The sequence below is a fragment of the Actinoplanes sp. NPDC000266 genome, from assembly GCF_042899005.1.
Lineage (GTDB): Bacteria > Actinomycetota > Actinomycetes > Mycobacteriales > Micromonosporaceae > Actinoplanes.
Genome location: NZ_JBIAZI010000006.1, coordinates 377,702 through 397,630 on the forward strand (window position 1 = coordinate 377,702; position 19,929 = coordinate 397,630).

Consider the following 19,929-nt stretch of genomic DNA (forward strand, 5'->3'; position numbering starts at 1 on the left):
AAAACGGTCGAGCGCGTGGGACGCCTGTGGACAACCACGGCCGGCCTGTGGACAACGGGTTGGCAGAGCTGGGACGGGGAGCCCGTGGCCTCAGCACACGCGAGCTCCCCGTCTACCGCCAGCGCCGGGCAAAGGACCGCCGTCAGCGCCGAGCGAGGCTGCTGTCGCTGCCGGGCAAAGGACCGCCGTCAACGCCGCGCGAGGGCTGCCGTCAACGCCGCGCGAAGGACTGCTGTCGCCGCCGCGCGAAGAACGGGCCGTTACCTCCGGGCGAAGAACGGGCCGTCACCTCCGGGCAAGGACGGGCCGTCACCTCCGGGCAAGGACGGGCCGTCACCTCCGGGCAAAGGACGGGCCGTCACCTCCGGGCAAGGACGGGCCGTCACCTCCGGGCGAAGAACGGGCCGTCACCTCCGGGCAAAGGACACCCGTCAGCGCCGGGTCAGGGCCTTGCTGATCGCGGGCAGATAACCGTCGCTATATCCGATCGCCGTCGGGTGGAACGGGGCCTGGGCCGCCGGGCCGCCCAGCCACGGGTCGGCGCCGCACAGACCGTGACCGGTGAAAGCCGGGCGCACGTCAACGAAGCGGACCCCGGCGCGCGCCGCCCGCTGGCGGATCTTCGCGTCGAGGGCGTCGACCGCGCCGTTCAGAGCCGTGCGCTTCGTCAAGCTGGCCGGGACGGTCGCGCAGTCCGGAGTGGTCTCGAAGAAGTGGGCGTAGCCCGTCGCCACGATCGTCGCGTGCGGCGCCCTCTTCCTGATCGCCCGGTAGACCGCGTCGAGCCGGCCCGGCAGCGTCTCGGCGGTGAACTTCGAAGCCTGCTCGACAACCGCCTCGCAGTCGGCGTCGGTGCCGGTCAGGCAGGTGGTCAGGCCCGAGCTGAAGCCGAGGTCGTTGCCGCCGACCGTGACCGTCACGAGGCGGGTGTGCCGGTTGAGGTCGCCGAGCTGGCTGGTGAGCACGTCGGCCGTGGTGGCGCCGCTGCACGCGTCGTAGTTGAAGGTGGTCGCGCCGAGCTTGGCCGCCAGCAGCGGCGGATATCCGCCGGAACCCCGCAGGCAGACCGGGTCCGTGTACGGCGGCGCGCCCACCCCCGCCGCGTACGAGTCACCAAGAGCCACGTAGGCCTTGCCCGGCGTGTGCGCCTGGGCCGCGGCCGGTGCCAGCACGGCGGCGGCCACCGCGGTCGCCACGGCGATCAGTCGACGACGAAGCACGTACCACTCCTTTGTAGAGGAATCTTCCTCGCTCCAGACGGACCGATCGCCGCGCGGTTCACCGCCCAAATACGGCTTTTGCCGGGCACGGCAACCTGCGAGGGCAACGATGAGGGCGACCACCCGACCGGAGAGGGAGTGCCGCCGTGCGTGCTCTGCGCCTGTTGTCCTGGAAGTCCGAACCGGTGCTGACCGAGGTCGACCCGCCCACGCCGGGGCCCGGCCAGGTGGTGGTGAAGATCGGCGGCGCCGGCGCCTGCCATTCCGACCTGCACCTCATGCACGACTTCGAGGAGGGCGCGCTCGGCTGGGGACCGCCGTTCACGCTCGGCCACGAGAACGCCGGCTGGGTGCACGAGGTCGGCGAGGGCGTCACCGGTTTCCCGGTCGGCATGCCGGTCGCCGTCTACGGGCCGTGGGGCTGCGGCGAATGCGACCGCTGCCGGATCGGCGTGGAGCCGTACTGCGAAAATCCAGGCGCCACCCCGGCGCCCGGCGGCGGAGGCGGCCTCGGCGTGGACGGCGGCATGGCCGAGTTCATGCTCGTGCACCACACCCGGCACCTGCTGCCGCTGCCGGTCGGGCTCGATCCGGCGAGCGCGGCCCCGCTGACCGACGCCGGCCTCACCCCGTACCACGCGATCCGCCGCTCCTGGCCGAAGCTGGCCCCCGGCACCACCGCGGTCGTGATCGGCGTGGGTGGCCTGGGCCACGTGGCTGTGCAGATCCTGAAGGCCACCACCGCGGCCCGCGTCATCGCGGTCGACAACCGCCGGGAGGCGCTGGAGCTGGCCGAGAAGCACGGCGCCGACGAGATGGTCGTCTCGGGCGACGCCGCGAGCGGCCAGATCCGCAAGTCGACCGACGGCCACGGCGCCGACGTGGTGCTCGACTTCGTCGGCGCCGACCCCACGCTGGTCCTGGCCGCCTCGGTCGTCCGCCAGCTGGGCGACGTGACGATCGTCGGCATCGGCGGCGGCGTCCTGCCGTTGTCGTTCTTCTCGGTCCCGTACGAGGCCAGCATCCAGACCACGTACTGGGGATCGCGCAGCGAGCTGGCCGAGGTCCTCGACCTGGGCGCCCGCGGCCTGGTGAAGCCCGAGATGCAGACCTTCACCCTGGATCAGGCCGCCGACGCCTACGACCAGATGCGAGCCGGCACCCTCAAGGGCCGCGCGGTGATCATTCCGTAAGAAGGACTCAGGCGACCGAGCTGTCGAGGGGGACCGCGGCGCCTCGGACCAGGCCCAGCTGGACGCCCTGGCGGGGCAGGGCGGCGTCGAGCAGCCAGTCGGCCGCCACCCGCACCCTGTTGCCGGGCATCGAGATCAGGTGGTAGCCGCGGGTCACCACCTTGGCCGGCAGGCCCGACAGGGGCAGGCCGATCGGGTTGGCCGCCGCGTCGAGGCCGCCCAGGTCGACCACGAAGCCCAGGTCGTGGTGGCGGTACGGGCGGCGGCGGCCGGTGCCGTACGAGGCCGCGATGTTCCTGGCGGCGGTCGTGCCCTGCCGGGTCGCGTGCTGCGCCGTCATGCCGGTGAACTCGCCGGGGCGGGTCAGGTCGGGGACCGCGGCCGCGTCGCCGATGGCGTACACGTCCGGGTGGCCCGGTACCGTCAGGAACTCGTCGACCACCAGGCGGCCGTGTTCGATCGGCAGGCCCATCTCGGCCACCAGCGGGTCGGGACGTACGCCGACACACCAGATCAGCGACTTGGTCGGCACGTACTCGCCCGTCGAGAGGTGCACGCCGTCCTCTGTGGCCTCTTTCACGCTCGTACGCAGGAGAAGCTCGACGCCCCTGGACCGCAGCACCCCGTCGGACGCCTCGGCCAGGCGGCCGTCCAATGAGGGCAGCACCCGGTCGGCGGTGTCGAGCAGCAGCCAGCGCACCCGGCCCTGCAATTCGGGGCGCCGCTTGACCAGCGCGTCGGTGTAGAGAATGCCCTGGGCCGCCACCTCGGTGCCGGTGTAGCCCGCGCCGACCACGACGAACGTGCAGCGCGCGTCGCGTTCGGCCGGGTCGGCCGCTTCCGCCGCCATCTCGACCTGGCGGATGATGTGGTCGCGCAGGTAGAGCGCCTCGGAGATGCCGCGGAAGCCGTGCGCGTACTCGCTCACGCCGGGCACGGGCAGGAGCTTGTTGACGCTGCCGGCCGCGATGACCAGGCGGTGGTAGCCCAGTTGGCCGACGCCGCCGTCCGGGTCGCGGTACGTCACCGTACGACCGTCCAGATCGAAGCCCTCGACCTCGCCGAGGATCACCTTGACGTCGGGCAGCGCCGCGGCGAGCGAGACGGTGACCCGGCGCGGCTCGAGGATGCCGGCCGCCACCTCGGGCAGCAGCGGCAGGTAGAGGAAGTAGTCGGTCGGGTTGATCACGATGATCTCGGCGCCGCCGCGGGCGAGTTTGCTCAGCGTGCGGGCCGCGGTGAAGCCGGCGAATCCGGCCCCGACGATCACGATGCGAGGGCGTGCCATGCGGGTCCTTCCGTCATGGGCGCCGCGCGCCCGCGTACAGACCGATGCCCGATCGACGCTACCGAAAACGGGTTGTGAGCGGCGTGACAAACCCTCTGGCCGTTCGGTGGAACGCGGATTCGGCCGAACGGCTGTCATCCGGGCATCGACGGAAACGCGTCCTCATATGCGCCGAACGGTGCCCACACGGGGAGGCATCGAGCGGTGCAGGGGAAGAGGGGAAGACGTGACGACCGAGAGCGCGGTTGTTGAATCGCCTCGGTACGCTCACGTCTCCCTCGTCTCCCCGAACGGACACCCTCGGATGGACGCCCGTGAGACCGACTACGCGCGGTTCGTCCGCGACCGCTCTCATGCGCTTCTGCGTTCCGCGTACCTTTTGACCGGGGATCAACACTTAGCCGAGGATCTGGTGCAGGAAGCGCTCGCTCGTACCCATCGCGCCTGGGCACGTCTGGAGCGTCCGGAGCACGCCGAGGCGTACTGCCGGAAGGTCATGTATCACGCACAGGTGTCCTTCTGGCGGCGGCCGAAGGTCGCCGAGGTCTTCCCGTCCGGCTTCGAGCCCGATCAGCGCCGCGGCGCCGACGATCCGGCCGAGGCGGCGGTCGAGCGGCTCGTGCTGCGCCGGGCCCTGCTCACCCTCAGCGCCAAGCAGCGGGCCGTGATCGTGCTGCGCTTCTTCGAGGACCACACCGAGGTCGAGGCGGCCCAGATGCTCGGCGTCTCGGTCAGCACGGTGAAGACGCAGACCGCGCGCGCCCTCGACAAGCTGCGCGCGCTGATGCCGGACACGCGGATGCTCCCGGAGCGGGGCCGATGAGCGCCGGCGACCACGATCAGCTCCGGGCGTCGCTGCGCGACCTGGCCGACATCACCGAGCCCACCGACATGTACGACCGCGCGGTACACCGGTCCCGCGGGATCGGCCGTCGTGAGGCCGCGGTCGGCACCACCGCCGCCGTCGTGGTCCTGGCCGCGCTGGGCAGCGGCCTCTGGCATCTGCCCCGAGGCTCGGACGACGACGGCTCGTCGTCGACGGCCGCGGTCGCCCCGTCCCAGTCCGCCACCGTCAGCCCTTCGTGGTCGGCGACCATGGAGGCGCCGCGCCCGGTGCCGTCGATGGCCACCTCGGCCAGGGCCGACGAGGTCCGCCCGCCCCATCGCGGCAGCCGGCCGCAGACCAGCGCGACGACGGCCACGCCGCTCTCGCGGACCATCACCGACCTGCCCGGCCACGCCTTCTACCGTGAGGGCGGCACGGTGGTGAAGCTGTCACCGGCCGACGGCGAGACCGAGACGGTGCTGCGCGACACCACCTCGGCCGTCGGCGTCTCGCCCGACGGCGCCCGTGTCGCGTACGAGGAGAACGGCGCCCTGATGGTCGGCCCGGCCACCTCCGGCGGAACACCCCAGCAGGTCGCCACCGGCGTGACCTCTCCCGACCAGGCGCCGGCGTGGTCGCCGACCGGTGACCGGCTGCTGGTCGCGGTCGACGCGCCGGGCGTGCTCGACCTCGCCTCCGGCGAGATCACCCCATTACCCGAGGGCCTCACCGAGGGGCAGCATTTCCGCTGGTCGGGCGACGGCAGCAAGCTGGTGTACGCCACGTCGTACTGCGGCCTGGGGATAGCCGGCACCCAGGACCAGTCGGTCACCGCGGTGCCCGTGCTCGGCGACACGCAGACCGCCGACAACCCGGACGGCCTGGCCGCCTGCAAGCCGACCAGCGTGGACGCCACCGGCGAGCGGGTGACCGTCCCGTTGCAGACCACCGGCGAGGACGCGGCCGGCACGGACGCCGCCGACGCGATCGTCGACACGGCCACCGGCGACCTGGTGCGGCTGCCGGTCTCCGGCACCATCGTCGGCGCGGTCTTCGACGCCGGCGGCAACCTGCTGGTACGCACCCGCGACGACGACGTCACCCGGCTGTCGCTGTTCGGCGCCGACAACACACTGAAGGTCCAGGCCACCGAGCCGGCGTCGGTGCGCGACCTCGACCTGTTCGCCTACACGCGCTGATCAGCCCTTGCCCTTGAAGAGCCGCCAGCCCTTCTTACGGACCGTGGTCTCGCGCTCGGCCTCGCCGTTGAGCACCGCCAGGCGGTGCTGCACGACCGGGTTCTCCGGCTCCATGCGCAGCGAGATCAGCAGCGCCTGCCGGGCCTGGTCGACGTGGCCCATGCGCTCCAGCGCGACGCCGTGCGTGTAGTAGTAGTGGGCCTCGTTCGGATCGAGCCCGATGGCCGTGCGGGCGGCCTGCTCGGCGTCGGCGGTGTGCCGCTCGGCCGAGAGCAGCGCCCAGGCGACCCGGTCGTGCCAGAGCGGGTTGCGGGGGTCGGCGATGACCGCCCGATAGGCCATGGTGACCGCTTCCTCGTGCCGCCCCAGCATGGTCAGCGCCCGGCTGGCCAGCGCCAGCGGCCGGGGCTCGCCCGGGTTCAGGCTGATCCCGTGGTCGGCCGCGTCGAGGGCCTCCGCCGCGTCGTCCAGGGCCAGCCGCAGCCGCGCCATGAGGATCCAGCCCTCGATCGCGGCCGGGTCGGCGGTCAGCGCCGGCTTGAGGACGCTCACGGCCTGCTCGAGGTCGAGCTGCTCGAAGAGCGTGGCGGCACGCGCCACCGCCAGTTCGGTGGGCCCGGCGACGGCACGCTGGAGGTCGGGGGTCACATGGTGATAATCGGCAGATTCAGCTCGACGATGAGACTTTTCGCTTTCGCCTGACGATTGTGGCGAGAGCTACGCCCGCACACGCGTACAGTCCCAGCCCGATGCCGAGCAGCATCAGGTCGCTCGCCTCGATCAGGCAGAGCGTGCCGATCACGGCGCAGCCCACCATGATGATCCACAGCGCCGGTCCGCTGAGCCCGCGCGGCACCGCGATGCCGGCCGAGCGCACGTGCGCGTTCGACGCCGAGACGGTCAGCAGCCGGGCCGCGAAACCGCCCGCCGCGGCCAGCCCCAGCAGCCAGCCCATCCAGGCGCGGGGCGCGACGGTCGCGGTCAGCAGCAGCACGATGCTCACCCCGGCCAGCACGGCCGCCACGCGCTGACGGCCATAGGCCAGGACATTGATGAGGTACGTCCGGAGGCCGCGATCGAGGCGCATGACGAAGTACGCCGCGACGCCGACCGGGGCCAGCGCCGCCGCGGCCGCCAGCAACCGCGCTCCCGGCACCGAGAAATCCAGGACCCGCCACCCGACGTACGCCAGCAGCGCCAGCACGATCGCCGTGTAGACCAGGAACCGCTGCAGGGCCACGTCGAGCATGAACTTGCTGGCCTGCTGGCCGGGGTCGGCCCGCAGCGCGCCGGCCAGTCCGCTGGCGCCCCGGGCCAGCCGGCCCAGCGCGAACGGGTTGCGGTGCACCACGTCGAGGGTGGCCAGCTCGTGCTGGGCCACCGCGTTGTCCGGCTCCAGCGACAGCGCGTCCCGCAGCGCCTGCCGGGCCCGGTCGGTGTAGTCGAGCTGCTTCATCACCATGGCGTAGGTGATCCGGAAGTCGGCCTCCTCGGGGTCGAGCTCCACGGCCCGGCGGGCCGCGTGCTCGGCCTCGACCGTGCGCTTGCCGTCACCGAGCAGCGCCCACGCCAGCCGGTTGTGCCGATAGGCGTTCTCCGGCTCGATCCGGGCCGCCGCCCGCGCCACCGCGATCGCCTCGTCGTGCCGCTCGAGCCCGGTCAGGGCCCGGCTCAGCGCGCTGAGCGCCTCGGCCGACTCGGGCGCGGTCACCACCGCCCGGTGGGCCACCTCGTGTGCGAGCTCGGGCTTCTTGAGCGCGAGCTGCGTGTGCGTCATCAGCACGAGGGCGCGCACGTTGTCCGGCTCGGCCGCGAGCACGGGGCCGAGCAGCTGGGCCGCGCCGGCCGCGTCGCCCCGCTGGAACTGCGCGGCGGCCCGGGCTATCGAGGTGGCGGTGTCGTTCATGAAGGCTGCCAGCCCGCGGAACGGTTGTGGTCGTGAGACTCGAAGAACGGCACTTGCGCGTACGCCCGGACCGGGAACGTGCCCACCCCGATGATCCGGGGCGGCGCCGCGGTGAACCGGGCACCGTGCGGTGGCAGGTTCTCCAGTCCGGTGAGGTGCTCGACGATCGGGATGTTCGCGGCCAGCAGCACCGTGTGGGCCGGTCGCTCGCCCGCCGCCGCCTCGCTGGCGTCGTCGATGTTCACCGCGTCGATGCCGACCAGCGCCGCCCCGCGCTCGACCAGCAGGGCGGCCGCCTCGCCGGTCAGATAGGGCGCGTCGACCGCGTAGTCCGGGGTGCCCCAGCCCCGGTCCCCGCCGGTGTGCAGCAGCACGGCGTGGCCGGCCACCGTGAGCGGCTCCAGGTCGTCGGCCGTGACCGCCCGCCGACCGCTGCCGGCCGTGCGGACCACGACCGCGGGCAGGTCGGCCAGGCGCTCCAGGGGCAGACCGGCCAGGTCGGTCCCGCCCTCGTAGCGGTGCCGGGGCGAGTCCAGATAGGTGCCGGTCTGGCCGAGCATGTCGATCCGCTCCATGCTGAACTCGGTGCCCTCGGCGTACCGGGAGCGCGAGTCGGCCCAGGTCAGATGCGGGGAGACGACCGGGCCGGGCAGGCCCGGATAGGTCGCCATGCCGGCCTCGATCACGTGGCTCAGCTCGACGAACCGGGTGCGCCCGGCCGCGGGCTCACCGGCCACCGGCGCCGGCTCGCCGAACACGCGCACCCCGGTCAGCTCGACCCGCTCCACGTCACGCAACCCGAGCGAGCGGACCAGCAGCGCCTCGATCTCGCCCGTGGTCACATCGGCGTGCGGCACGTCCACCCGCAGCCCTTCGGCCCGCAGGCCGCCGCCGGTGGTGAGGGTCACGGCGGCGGTCACTTCCGCCCGGTACTGGAGCACGGCCATCCCCTATCGCAGCTCGATGATCGCTTCCACGATCAACCAGATGCCGAAGATAGCGAACAGGACAGCCGCGCCCCACTTGATGGCCTTCTCGGGCAGATGACGGCCGAGCATCCGGCCGACCAGGATCGCCAGCGCGTCGGCCGCGACCATGCCCACCGTCGAGCCCAGCCAGGTGCCGAACCAGCCGTGCTGGGTGGCCAGCGTGATCGTGGCCAGCATGGTCTTGTCGCCCAGCTCGGCCAGGAAGAACGCGCCGCCGACGGCGATGATGGCCGACTTGGTGGTGCGCTCGGCCTTGGTCTTCTCCTCGTCGGTCAGTTTGTCCCCGCGCAGGGTCCAGGCGCCGAAGGCGAGGAAGGCGATGCCGGCGACCAGCGAGATCCAGCCGGTCGGCAGGGTCGCGCCGAGCCCGTATCCGATGCCGACCGACACGGCGTGCACGATTGCGGTGGCCACGGTGATGCCGATCAGCACGGGCACCGGCTTGAACCGTGTCGCGAAGGTGAGGGCCATGAGCTGCGACTTGTCGCCCAGCTCGGCCACGAAGATGACCGCGAAACTGATCGCCGTCGCGGCGAGGAACCCATCCACAGAAATTGCTCCCGGTATCTGATGACCGGGCGGAAGCTGCTCAGGGCGACCTCGACCCGGCCGTCGTCGAAACAGCCATGGTCGAAGGTCTCGCTCGCCTCATGGAGGCCGTGCGGCCGGACCTTGCCTCACGTGGCCAAGATCAGTATGTCGACCGCGACATTGGGAGCTACTCCCCTTCGCAAACACGAGCATAGGCCACGGCCCCCGCGTTTCCGCGAGGGCCGTGGCGCATCTCATCGTTCGCGGGTCAGCTCGAGCCTTTCCGCGTACGCCGGTGCGCGCTTCGCCGTGGGCGCGGCCGCACCCGGCACGGGCGGCTGGATCGGCTTGCAGCGTCTGTCCGACCGCTCACCCCGTACACGCTGGGGTAAAGCTCCTGTGGCCAGATAGTCGGCGATGGTCTCGTCGACGCACTTGTTGCCGAACAGCGAACCCGAGTGGGTGGTGCCGCCGACCCCCTCGATAAGTACCGACCGCGGGAACCGCTTGCGGACCTCGAGGCTGCCGCTGAACGGCGTCGCCGCGTCCATCGTCTCGCTGACCAGCAGGATCGGCGGGACGGTCTCCCCGGAGACGGTGACCGGGATGCCCGGCTCGGCCGCCCACGACCGGCAGGGCGCGTTGTACCAGGCGTTGCCCCACGTCTCGAACGGCGCCTTGCGGTGCACCTCCCAGTTGTCCGAGGTCCACTTGGCCCAGCTCTGCGGCCAGGCGACATCGGTGCACTGGGTGGCCAGATAGATGGCGTACCCGTTGTCGCCGCCCTTGGTCTGCGGGTTGTTGTCGTCGTAGAGCTTGCGCAGGCCCGAGGCGTCACGCTTGTGCACCCAGGCGCTGAACGAGCGGGCGATCTCGGTCCAGCCGAAGACGTAGTAGCCCGCCTGCAGGAAGACGTCGGTCAGCTCGGACGGCCCGATCACCCCGCCGGCCGGCTTGGCGGTGAGCTTGCGCTGCTCGACGTCGAAGCGCTTCTGCACCTCACGGGCGGTCTTGCCGAGCTTGTAGACCTTGTCGTTCTTGGCCACCCACGCGAAGTAGACCTTGATGTTCTTGTCGAACGCGAGGTCCTGGTCGAGGTTCGAGTCGTACCAGACCCGTGCCGGGTTCACGTTCCCGTCGAGCACCATCCGCCGCACCCGGTCCGGATAGCGGGTCGCGTAGACCTGGCCGAGATACGTGCCGTACGAGAAGCCGTAGAAGTTGATCTGCCGCTCGCCCAGTGCCTGACGCAGGCTGTCCATGTCCCGCACGGTGTCGAGCGTCTTCAGATGATCCAGCAGCCGCCCGCCGGCCTTGGCGCAGTCCTTGGCGTACCCCTCGGCCCGCTGCAGCCACTGCCGCTCGATCTGCGAGGACGTGGGCACATAGGGCGGCCGGTCATAGCCGGCGTAGTCGCTGTCGCAGCTCAGCGACGGCTTGCTCTCACCGACACCGCGAGGGTCGAAACCGATCCAGTCGTACGCCTCCCCGGCCTTCTTGGGAACCAAGGAGCCGAGAATCGACAGGCCGCGGCCCTTGCCACCGGGCCCGCCCGGGTTGACCAGCACGACCCCTTGGTACTTGGCCGCCGGCACGGTGTGCTTGATCCGCGAGACGGCGATCTGAACGGTCGCCCCGCCCGGCTTCTTGTAGTCCATCGGCACGGTGAGGAAACCGCACTCCGCCCGACGAGCCGACAGGGTGGCGTCCGTGCAGGCCGCCCACTTGATCGGCTTGATCGCCGGCGCGGTACGGGAGTAGCCGGTCCGAGCGCTGCGCTCATCGGCCCGAGCCCCGCTCGCCGCAAGCCCGGTCGCCGCCAAGGCGATGGTGGTGGCCGCCGCCAGAAGTTTTCTCATGCCTGCCTCTCGTGTCCGGTTCGCCCCATATGCTGCGGCGTGCGCGCCCTCTTTGGGCGCCTCCACGCCGGGCCAACCACGAAAGAAGCGCCCAGGCGCCGAAACGCCCGGCTAGGAAGGCCCCAGCCGGGCGTCTTGGTCAGTTGAAGCGTCAGGCGGCCACCGCCCGGCGTGTGCGCATGTGCTGGGCGACCAAGGCCAGCGCTCCCAGCACCGCCACCACGATGCCGTAGGCGACCGCTGTGGTCCGCAGGCCGGCCGACGTGGCGGCGAAGCCGGCGATCACGGCCGGGACGCTGAAGGCGATGTACGCGATGACCAGGGCCACCGACAGCAGCTTGCCGCGCTCGTGCGGGTCGGCCAGGACGGCCAGCGTGCCGAACGATGCCAGGGCCGAGGCGCCGAAGCCCACGCCCGAGATCACCGTGCCGATGCCCGCGACGACCACCTGGTCGGCCTCGACGCCGATCACCGCGATGACCGCGCCCACAGTCAGCAGGCTGGCGGCGATCGCCAGGACCCTCGGGGTGGGCAGGCGGCGCATGAAGTACGACGTCACGGCGCCGGTGCCGCACAGCAGCGTGACCACCAGGCCGCCGATCAGGTGGCTGCCGAGGCCGAATACTCCGGCCGCCACCGACGGGCCCAGGGAGAGGTAGAGGCCGCCGATCGCCCAGCTCGCCACGATGATCGGGACGAGGGCGAACACGTCGGCGCGGAGCCGGGCCGGGATGCCCAGCTTGGGGGTCATCGAGGCGGCGGCGCCGGGGCGGCGGGCCGAGGTCTCCGGGATGCGCAGCACGACCAGGCCGGCGATGACCATCGCGCCGAGCAGCAGGGCCCAGATGAAGTGGGTGGGCGCGGGGGCGTACTGCACCAGGGCGCCGGCGCCGAGCGCGCCGAGCGCGAGGCCCGCGCTGGGGACGATGCCGTTGACCAGGCCGGCTCGGCCGGGGGCGTGCGGCGGGTTGAGGTCGACCAGGGCCGCGCCGAGCGTGGTCATGGCGGCGCCGGTGGCGATGCCCTGGAGGAAGCGGGCGGCGGCCAGCACGCCGACGTCACCGGCGGTCAGGAAGAGGATCAGGGAGACGACCTCGAGCGCGATGGCGGCGGCCAGCACCGGGCGGCGGCCCAGGTGGTCGGAGAGGGCGCCGAGGGTCAGCAGGGCGCCGACCAGGCCGACCACGTAGATCGCGAAGACGACCGTGAGCGTGGTCGCCGAGAAATTCCAGAGGTGCTGATAGACCACGTAGAGCGGTGACGGCGCGGCCGACGCCGAGGTGAAGGTCAGGAAGATCGCGGCGATCGCCGCGAAGGCCAGCGGCCGCGAGAAGTGGCGGCTGCGCGTGATGGCGGGCGGGGCTTCGGCTACGGCGGTCATTCGCGAATCCTTACCAAACTATGAACAGACAGGTCTGTCTGATGCCACGACACTAGACAGGTCTGTCTGGTATCGTCAACAGCATGTCTGCCGCATCACCCTCCACCGCGCGTAAGCCCACCGCGCGGGAACGACTCCTTGCCGCCGCCGATGAGCTGTTCTACGCCGAAGGCATCCACACGGTCGGCATCGACCGTGTCATCGAGCGGGCGGGCGTGGCCAAGGCCTCGCTCTACAGCACTTTCGGCAGCAAGGACGAGCTGGTCCGGGCGTACCTGGAAAATCGGCACGAAATCCGCCGGAGCCGCTTGATCAAGGGCTTGGAGAGGTACGACAACCCGCGCGACCGGCTGCTCGGTGTCTTCGAGGTGCTCGACGAGCGGGCCGGCACCCCGGGCTTCCGCGGCTGCGCCTTCTACAACGCCAACGCCGAGGGCACACCCGGCGGCCCGGCCCAGGAGGTCGCCGACTCCACCCGGGCGTGGACCCGCGGCCTGTTCGTCGAGCTGGCCCGCGACGCCGGCGTGAAGGACCCGGCCGCCTTCGCCGCCCAGATGGTCGTCCTCTACGACGGCGCGAATGTCGGCGCCAAGATGGACCGGCCCTCGATGTCCCCGAAGGTCGCCCGCGGCATGGCGGAGATCCTTCTGAACGCCGCCACCGCATGAGACGCCGCAACGGGGGCCGCTGACCAGCGACCCCCGCGCGACTGCCCGATTTGTCCGGCTAGTTACCGGTCGCGGACGAGCCAGCGGGTCCGGGAGTGGACGAGCCAGCGGGTCCGGGAGTGGACGGGTCGAGGGGCTCGGCGACGGCGGTGGCCGGGTTGAGCAGCTCGGCGTCGGTGAACTCGGCCTGCACCACCGCCTCGTGGGTGACGAACGACGCGTCGGCCGGCGCCGGCTTGCCGCGCAGGAGCGAGGCCAGGGCGCCCACCACCGACATCGCGATCGCCAGCCAGAAGACGATCACCAGGCCGTCGTGGAACGGGCCCGAGATGAGCTGCGGGAAGAAGTCCAGGCCGGTCAGCCGCGAAGCGTTGTCAGGCGGCAGCGAGCTCAGCGTCTGCTGACCCAGCAGCTCGCCGATCGGGTTGTAGCCGAGGAAGGCCGCGAACAGCGTGCCCACCGGCGGCGTGGCCGCCACCTGGGCCGCCGTGTCGGCCGGGACACCTTGAGCGATCAGGCCGCTGTTCAGCGTGCTCGGCAGCGACGACGCCAGGCCGGCCACCATCAGCGAGAAGAAGACGCCGATGGAAAGCACCTGGCCCGCGTTCTGGAACGTCGCCCGCATGCCCGAGGCCGCGCCTCGCATGTTGGCCGGGACGCTCGACATGACCAGTGACGTGTTCGGCGCCGCGAAGAGGCCGCCGCCCAGGCCGTTGACGAAGATCAGGATGGCGAAGACCACGTAGTTGAAGTTGCTCGGCAACAGCAGCAGGCCGCCGAAGGACACCGCCATCACCAGCAGGCCGCCGGTGGCGAACGGCCGGGGGCCGAACCGGTCCGACAGCGCGCCGGCCAGCGGTCCCGCCGCCAGGAAGCCGATCGTCAGCGGCACCAGGTAGATGCCGGCCCACAGCGGGGTGGACTCGTAGTCGTACCCGTGCTGCGGCAGCCAGATGCCCTGCAACCAGATGATCAGCATGAACTGGAGGCCGCCGCGGGCGATGCTGGCCAGCAGGTTGGCCAGGTTGCCGCTGAGGAACGACAGGTTCCGGAAGAGCCCGAGCGGGAACATCGGCTCGGCCACCCGGGTCTCGATCAGCCCGAAGGCCACGAGCACGAGCGCGCCGCCGATCAGGCCGGTCAGCACCCAGGGATTGGTCCAGCCCATCGTGTGTCCGCCGTACGGCTGGATTCCGTACGTGATCGCGGCCAGGACGGCGGTGAGGCCGATCGCGAAGGTCGCGTTGCCCCACCAGTCGATCTTCGCCTTGCGGCGGACGCCGGTGTCGTGCAGCGAGCGGTACGCCCAGACGGTGCCGAGCACGCCGAGCGGGATGTTGACCCAGAAGACCGAGCGCCAGTCCCATTCGGCCAGCACGCCGCCCGCCACCAGGCCGATGAACGAGCCGGCCAGGGCCGAGACGATGTTGACGCCGAGCGCCATGCCGCGCTGCTTGGCCGGGAAGGCGTCGGTGATGATCGCGGCCGAGTTGGCCATCAGCATGGCGCCGCCGATCGCCTGGACCACGCGCCAGCCGATCAGCCAGAGCGCGCCGCCCCCGCCGTCGAACGGGTCGAGCGACAGGATGATCGAGGTGACGGTGAAGATGGCGAAGCCGGCGTTGTAGATCCGCACCCGCCCGTACATGTCGCCGAGCCGGCCCAGCGTGACCACCAGAACCGCGGTGACCAGCATGTATCCGATCAGCATCCACAGCAGATAGCTGACGTTGCCCGGCTCGAGCGGGTTGATGTCGATGCCCTTGAAGATCGCCGGCAGCGAGATCAGCACGATCGACGAGTTGATCGTCGCCAGCAGGGTTCCGAGGGTGGTGTTCGAGAGCGCGACCCACTTGTAGCGCGGATGGTCAACGGTCAGCATCACGAGAAAATTTATATCACCGCCTTATGGACCTGGCGACCGGGAGTGATCCACCACGCAAAAGGACGCCTTCAGTCCGATCAAGAGCGGCGGCGGGGTGGTCGGATGGGGAATTCGCCCGTACGTGCCATGTCGTCCACCGAGCCGTAACGCGTCCGGAATGTCACTATGCAGGTATGGGTGAGCAGACACTCTGCACGGCTCGAGACTCCTGGCTGCATCCCCACCTGGGCGCCACCACGGCCGGCGGCCCGGCCCCGCGCGAATACGTGGTCGCCCTGCGCCACGTGGCACTGACGCTCGACGCCGACCCGCGCTGGCGCTCCTGGTGGAGGCAGTCCGGCCTGTCCGCGTGCGAACTCGGCATCGTCGCCGAGGGCCCGCTCGACCATCCGCGCCCCAGCGCCGACATCCGCCGCCTCGACGACCGGCTTCAGGCCAACTTCACCTGCGCGCTGCCCGCCCGCGCACCCGTCGAGAACGGCTCCGAGCTGGCCACCCGCACGGCCACGGGCGAGATCCGGGCCATGTTCGAGGTGATCCGCCAGGCCCTGACCATGCCGGCCCTGCCGCCCACCCCGCCCGTGCCCGACCTGCCGTCCGACGTCCCCGACGTCCCGGTCACCACCAAGCGACTGCCCGAGGTCGTCGGCGACGACCCCGAGCACATCACCCTCACCCAGATCGAGGAATTCTTCAGTTCGTGAAGGTGAAGTAGCGGTAGGCGCCGTACGTCGTGGCGTTCACGGTGTCCCCCGAGGCGCCGGCCAGATAGACGGCCCGCACCCGGTAGCGCAGCCCGGTCGAGTGGGCCCCGGTGAGGGTGTACGACGCCTTGCCCGCGCTGTTCAGCGGCACGTCGACCGTCCGCGACGCCGTCCACTTACCCTTCCAGAGCACCTCGAACTGCAGGCGCTCCTTGCGCTTCGGGTACGGCGTCATGGTCGTGCTGAAGACCGGATGGACCGTCTTGCGGTAGTACGAGGTCGGCACCCCGCCCAGCGTCGCCGTCTTGTACTGCTTCGCGTTGGTCAGCGCCACCGCGACCCGGGTGTACAGCATCTGCACCGGGCTCGACACCGGCGCGTAGCGGGTGTCCCCGGCGAACTTGGCCACCACTCCGGTGTTGCGGGTCAGCTTGACCGAGGCCGTGAGGTTGCCGTTAGCGTCGACCTTGGTGTTGCGGAGCAGCTTCGCCGGCTCGGCGCCGGCCGGGTCGGCCCAGATCGCGACCGTCCGGTTGCGGTAGGTCTTCCCGAGGCGAGCGGTGACGGTCGCCGTCGAACCGTACGCCGCGACCTTCCCTCCCGTGAGGGTGAGAACCGGGGTGATGAACTTGACGTTCACCGACACCTTGGCGGTGGCCGGCTCCATGCGGCCTTCCCCGCGGTAAGTGACCGTGTAGGTCACCTTGCCGGCGGCCTCGGGATAGTCGACGAAGGAGAAGTACGGGTCGTACGGCTGGGCGATGATCTGCGGGAGGGGCCGGCCGGACGGCGATTCTGCGTCGGTGCGGGTCACGTCGAACAGGCGCAGCGGAATCGGCGGCGGTCCCGACATCGTGAACTTGCCGGAGATCGTGACCCCGGCGCCCTGGGGGACGGGAGCCGTGGTCGTGCCCAGGGAGATCGCCGTGGTGATCGGCTCGTTGAGCACGTGAAGGCTGTACTCGCCCAGGAACAGGCCGATCGCGAAGAGCCTCTTGCCGCCCGGCTCCCAGGCGAGCCGCTGGGGCGTGGCGAGGTTCAGGCCGAGGCTCTGCGAGGCAACCTGGGAACCGGCCGGGAAGACGGTCAGGTCCTGGCTGCCGTGGCCGACCGCGACCCGCCCGTCGCTCGGGTGGACGGCGAGGGCCGGACGCGCGCAGAGCCCGCTGTAGAGCGGGGTCCGTTGCGCCGGGTTCGCCGTGTCGGCCGTGAAGGCCCCGCAGGTCCCGTCGACACCAATGATCTTGCTGCCGTCCCGGGAAAGAGCGACGGCGGTGACCGGTCCGGGCGCCGCCGTCGCCTCCGCGGTCAGCACCGGAGTGGCCCCGGAGACGTCGTAGACCCAGGTGTTGCCCGCCGTGGTGGCGTCGCCCGACGTGTCGGCCACGACGAGCTTGTCCGGCGCGCCGGGAGCGGTGAGGAGCCGCGGCGCCCCGTGCGGGATGCCGACCGGCGACGGGAAGATGTTCGGCCGGATGGCGCCGGTGGCGAGGTCCACGGAGCCGAAGACACCTCTCGGGGTCACCGCGGGATCTTTGTCCCAGCCGAAGTAGAGCGTCCCACCGGCGAGGGCCAGGGTGCGTGGATAGGCCACATCGGACAGGGCGTACCGGGAGGTCTCGGTCATGGTCGCCGCGTCGAAGGCCACGATGGCGTGCGCGTCGGCCACCGCGGCGTAGACCTTCTTCCCGTCGCCGGAGAGCGCCAGCTCGCCGACGCCGGGCAGGTTGTTGCGGAAGATCCGGGCGCCGGTGACGTAATCCTGGGCCATGATCATGCCGGTCTTCCCGTCGCTGATCAGGACACGCCGGTGGGCCGCGTCGACCAGCAGGTCGCTGGCCGCCTTGACCGGCAGGCTCGATTCGGCGACGGCGGTGGCCGGGCCGCCGGTCACGACGAGGGTGGCGGCGGCCAGGGCGACAGAAGTGAGGGCAGCGCGAAGCATGAATGGAACTCCCCGTGAATCCCGCGCTCGGCGAGACAGCGGCGCGGCCGCGACAGCGTACGACAAAGATCAACGGGGGTCGAGGCCTAATACGTCAGGGCCACCAGGTCGCTCAGCTGAGCCAGGGCGTCCCTCTTGGCCGGCGAGTCGGGCAGTTCCCGCTGGGCCGCCGCGACCAGGCCCGAGCGCAGCAGGGCGTAGATCTCCCGCTGGCCCTCCTCGGGGAGGTCGGGTATCCAGAGGCTGCCGAGATTCTCCGTGACCACCATGCGGAGCCAGTCGGCCGTCTTCGGGTCGCCGATCCTCGGGATGAGGAACTCCAGCGTCCATTCGAAGAGACCGCCCGTCGACTGCCAGTCCGTGCCCGGCCGGACCATGATGAGAGCCGCCATTGCCGCCGCCCCAGGATGAAGACGCGCGGAGCCAGTCGGCGCTCCGCGATGAACCGTTCTATGCGGGCCACCTGGTCCGGGGTGAAGCGTGAGACGTCCACCGGTACGAGGTCGGCCTTCTTCAGGTGCAGCACGATCTGCAACGAGAATCGCGCCCATTGCTGGTCGAACCTGTGGGCCGCGAACGGTCCCACGGCGTCGTAGGAGAGCCCGCGCTGATCGAACCAGTCGGCCCGGCAGCCGGGCCGGGCCCGGGTCAGCCGTACGCCGAGCTCGCTCTCGATCCGCAGGGCGGTCTCCGATTCGTTGGGCCGATATCGGCCGGTGGCGGGGTCCATCCCCAGCGCACGGATCCGTCGCAGCTCTCGCAGCGGACCCGGCGCACTCATCAGCGGTTCACCCGCTCCGGCCGGTGAGCGCCGGGTTCGGCATGCGGGCGCTGTTGGGGGGCCTTGGGCGGCGTCACCACGACCGGCACGCCGCCGTGCCCGATTCCCGCATATATAACGGGATGGAACCGGCGGAGCAGCACCGCGTGCAGCGCACCCAGCAGCACCACCCCGCCGATCGCTCCTGGAACGATCCAGCCCGGCACCCCGAGCTGCCCTGTGTCACCCACGGCCAGATAGCCGATCACCCCGAGGGCCACAGTGGACAGGGTCGGCGCCACGAACCGGCTCCAGGCGCCTTCGCCGTTCGGCACCTGGTTGAGGTGCAGCAGCGCCGCCACCGAGGTCGCGATCAGCAGGGCCAGCACGCCGAGCCCGCCCGCGACCAGCAGGCGACGGCCCAAAAGGTCAACTTCTGAGATTCCGACGGCGTACGCCGCCAGCAGCGCCACACCCGCGACCAGCGACTGCACGAGAGACGCGGCGCGGGGGGCCCAGGTCCGCGGCGCCGTCCGGCTCAGCCCGGACGGCAGCACGCGCTCGCGACCGAGCGCGAACAGATAGCGGGCGATCGCGTGATGCAACGCCAGCATGGCCGCGACCAGCCCGGTGAGCAGCATCAACCGGCCGAGCGTGACCGCCCACGGCGCCAGCCGCGCCGCGGCCAGGTCGAAGAGCAGCTCCGGCCCGCGGGCACGGGCCAGCTCGGCGATCCGGCCGGGTCCGGCCGCCGTGGCCAGCGACCAGGACGCCCCGGCCAGCAGCACCGCCACCACGACCACGGTCAGATAGGCGCTCCGCCCGGGATCACGCCGGGGCCGGATCGCCTCCTCGGCGTACGTCCCCGAGGTCTCGAAGCCGGCGAAGGCCAGCGTCGCCACCACGAGCAGCGGCCCGAGCACCGGCATGTCCACTCCGGACGGCAGGATCGAGGCCGTGGTGGGCTGTCCGGCAGCCGGGTCGATCACGTTGGCCGCGGCGAATCCCACGACGACCACACCCTCGACGAGCACCAGCAGAGCGATCAGCCCGCTGCTCACCTCGATCCGGATGGGCCCGCACACCGCCACCACGAGCCAGCAGCCCGCGGCCACCATCCACCACTGCGCGCCGACGTCGAACCAGCTGCGCAGCAGGGGCGCCGCCGCGGCGCCGGCCAGGCCGTAGAGACCGAGCTGGATGACCTGGTACGAGGTGAGGGCGAGCCACGCGGCGGCGGTGCCGCCGGGCCGCCCGAGTCCCTTGGCGACGTACGTGTACATCGCGCCGGCGAACGGCGCGCGATGGCCCATGGCCGCGTATCCGGCGATGAACAGGATCAGGACGACGCCGGCGGCCAGGAAGCTGAGCGGGACGAGCGGCCCGCCCCCTTCGGCGTAGGCGGTGGGCACGACGTGGATCAGTACGGCGATCGGCGCGGTCGCGGCGAGCGCGAAGTAGGCGATGGCGGCCGCGCCGATGCGACCGGGTGCGAGGGTGTGCGGTAACTCCTCGGGCGTACCCACGGACCTATTTGATCCTGAAGTCCCCCGCTTGACAACTGGTCGTAGCGGT

At 71.2% G+C, this 19,929-nt stretch carries 17 protein-coding genes; 5 read left to right on the top strand and 12 right to left on the bottom strand.

The window, feature by feature from the left end; translation table 11 throughout:
- Positions 1 to 431: 431 nt before the first annotated feature.
- Complete coding sequence (locus ACFY36_RS26005) at positions 432 to 1,220, bottom strand: SGNH/GDSL hydrolase family protein (RefSeq protein WP_499748540.1); 789 nt, start codon at positions 1,218 to 1,220, stop codon at positions 432 to 434.
- A 146-nt stretch (positions 1,221 to 1,366) separates the two neighbouring features.
- Here ACFY36_RS26005 and ACFY36_RS26010 point away from each other — a divergent pair, with 146 nt between their 5' ends.
- Positions 1,367 to 2,413 carry an NAD(P)-dependent alcohol dehydrogenase gene (locus ACFY36_RS26010; RefSeq protein WP_499748541.1) on the top strand — a complete coding sequence of 349 codons (1,047 nt, stop codon included), beginning with the start codon at positions 1,367 to 1,369 and terminating at the stop codon, positions 2,411 to 2,413.
- Positions 2,414 to 2,420: 7 nt separating this feature from the next.
- On the opposite strand, the gene ACFY36_RS26015 is transcribed toward ACFY36_RS26010, so the two are convergent.
- Positions 2,421 to 3,701: an NAD(P)/FAD-dependent oxidoreductase gene (locus ACFY36_RS26015; RefSeq protein WP_499748542.1), complete on the bottom strand. Its 1,281-nt coding sequence runs from the start codon at positions 3,699 to 3,701 to the stop codon at positions 2,421 to 2,423.
- 304 nt (positions 3,702 to 4,005) lie between these two features.
- Here ACFY36_RS26015 and ACFY36_RS26020 point away from each other — a divergent pair, with 304 nt between their 5' ends.
- Both ACFY36_RS26020 and ACFY36_RS26025 read left to right on the top strand, forming a co-directional pair.
- Positions 4,006 to 4,524 carry a SigE family RNA polymerase sigma factor gene (locus tag ACFY36_RS26020; protein WP_499748543.1) on the top strand — a complete coding sequence of 173 codons (519 nt, stop codon included), beginning with the start codon at positions 4,006 to 4,008 and terminating at the stop codon, positions 4,522 to 4,524.
- Complete coding sequence (locus ACFY36_RS26025; RefSeq protein WP_499748544.1) at positions 4,521 to 5,726, top strand: TolB family protein; 1,206 nt, start codon at positions 4,521 to 4,523, stop codon at positions 5,724 to 5,726. The genes ACFY36_RS26020 and ACFY36_RS26025 overlap by 4 nt, the downstream gene beginning before the upstream one ends.
- Here ACFY36_RS26025 and ACFY36_RS26030 read toward each other — a convergent pair whose 3' ends face one another.
- The 6 genes from ACFY36_RS26030 to ACFY36_RS26055 all read right to left on the bottom strand — a co-directional run bounded on the left by ACFY36_RS26030 (position 5,727) and on the right by ACFY36_RS26055 (position 12,392).
- Positions 5,727 to 6,374 carry a tetratricopeptide repeat protein gene (locus tag ACFY36_RS26030; RefSeq protein WP_499748545.1) on the bottom strand — a complete coding sequence of 216 codons (648 nt, stop codon included), beginning with the start codon at positions 6,372 to 6,374 and terminating at the stop codon, positions 5,727 to 5,729.
- A gap of 19 nt (positions 6,375 to 6,393) precedes the next feature.
- Positions 6,394 to 7,632 (bottom strand): tetratricopeptide repeat protein, encoded by a 1,239-nt coding sequence (locus tag ACFY36_RS26035; protein ID WP_499748546.1) that lies wholly within the window; start codon positions 7,630 to 7,632, stop codon positions 6,394 to 6,396.
- Positions 7,629 to 8,579, bottom strand: coding sequence for a cyclase family protein (locus ACFY36_RS26040; protein ID WP_499748547.1), 951 nt, complete (start codon positions 8,577 to 8,579; stop codon positions 7,629 to 7,631). Before ACFY36_RS26040 ends, ACFY36_RS26035 begins: the two co-directional genes overlap by 4 nt.
- Positions 8,580 to 8,582: 3 nt before the next feature.
- Complete coding sequence (locus tag ACFY36_RS26045) at positions 8,583 to 9,170, bottom strand: TMEM165/GDT1 family protein (protein WP_499748548.1); 588 nt, start codon at positions 9,168 to 9,170, stop codon at positions 8,583 to 8,585.
- A 236-nt stretch (positions 9,171 to 9,406) separates the two neighbouring features.
- A complete protein-coding gene (locus tag ACFY36_RS26050; protein WP_499748549.1) occupies positions 9,407 to 11,011 on the bottom strand; it encodes an alpha/beta hydrolase in 1,605 nt (534 codons plus the stop codon).
- A gap of 151 nt (positions 11,012 to 11,162) precedes the next feature.
- Positions 11,163 to 12,392: an MFS transporter gene (locus ACFY36_RS26055; protein ID WP_499748550.1), complete on the bottom strand. Its 1,230-nt coding sequence runs from the start codon at positions 12,390 to 12,392 to the stop codon at positions 11,163 to 11,165.
- Between the two features lie 83 nt (positions 12,393 to 12,475).
- Between ACFY36_RS26055 and ACFY36_RS26060 the strand changes: the two genes are divergently transcribed.
- Complete coding sequence (locus ACFY36_RS26060; protein ID WP_499748551.1) at positions 12,476 to 13,060, top strand: TetR/AcrR family transcriptional regulator; 585 nt, start codon at positions 12,476 to 12,478, stop codon at positions 13,058 to 13,060.
- A 58-nt stretch (positions 13,061 to 13,118) separates the two neighbouring features.
- Here ACFY36_RS26060 and ACFY36_RS26065 read toward each other — a convergent pair whose 3' ends face one another.
- Positions 13,119 to 14,942 (bottom strand): MFS transporter, encoded by a 1,824-nt coding sequence (locus ACFY36_RS26065; RefSeq protein WP_499748552.1) that lies wholly within the window; start codon positions 14,940 to 14,942, stop codon positions 13,119 to 13,121.
- Between the two features lie 176 nt (positions 14,943 to 15,118).
- Between ACFY36_RS26065 and ACFY36_RS26070 the strand changes: the two genes are divergently transcribed.
- Entirely contained in the window at positions 15,119 to 15,649 is a 531-nt protein-coding gene (locus ACFY36_RS26070) for a hypothetical protein (protein WP_499748553.1), read from the top strand.
- On the opposite strand, the gene ACFY36_RS26075 is transcribed toward ACFY36_RS26070, so the two are convergent.
- From ACFY36_RS26075 to ACFY36_RS26085, 3 genes are all read right to left on the bottom strand, one after another.
- A complete protein-coding gene (locus ACFY36_RS26075; protein WP_499748554.1) occupies positions 15,639 to 17,594 on the bottom strand; it encodes a YncE family protein in 1,956 nt (651 codons plus the stop codon). The genes ACFY36_RS26070 and ACFY36_RS26075 overlap by 11 nt on opposite strands.
- Positions 17,595 to 17,680: 86 nt before the next feature.
- Positions 17,681 to 17,986 (bottom strand): hypothetical protein, encoded by a 306-nt coding sequence (locus ACFY36_RS26080; RefSeq protein WP_499748555.1) that lies wholly within the window; start codon positions 17,984 to 17,986, stop codon positions 17,681 to 17,683.
- A 388-nt stretch (positions 17,987 to 18,374) separates the two neighbouring features.
- A complete protein-coding gene (locus ACFY36_RS26085) occupies positions 18,375 to 19,880 on the bottom strand; it encodes an APC family permease (protein WP_499748556.1) in 1,506 nt (501 codons plus the stop codon).
- Positions 19,881 to 19,929 lie beyond the last annotated feature (49 nt).